General features: G+C 38.3%; 1 protein-coding gene. It reads right to left on the reverse strand.

What is annotated here, in order from left to right:
- Window positions 1-251: transposase (locus FD09_RS16135; protein ID WP_157053880.1), on the reverse strand; the 251-nt coding region annotated here is incomplete at its 3' end.
- Between the last annotated feature and the right edge of the window lie 31 nt (window positions 252-282).

A 282-nucleotide genomic window follows, 5' to 3' on the forward strand; every position in this document is an offset into this window, starting at 1 on the left:
ATACCAGTAGGAGATGGCGTTTTAGTCCAAAGTAACCAGTAATAATAGACGGTTTCCCATTTAGGAAAATCGCTGGGTAAATCACGCCAAACGCACCCATTTTTCAAGGTATAAAGCAGGGCACAAAAGATATCATATAAATCAACCTTTCTTGGCTTAGTCCGCTTACGTATGCCTTCTAGATCTGTCCGGATTAGTTCAAATTGTTCACGAGAGATGTCGCTACTATAATGGTGTGCAAAGCTTTTCATGGATTAAAAACTCCTGTTTTTGATTTAATTT

Origin of the sequence: Schleiferilactobacillus perolens DSM 12744 (genome assembly GCF_001435585.1) — a bacterium.
Lineage (GTDB): Bacteria > Bacillota > Bacilli > Lactobacillales > Lactobacillaceae > Schleiferilactobacillus > Schleiferilactobacillus perolens.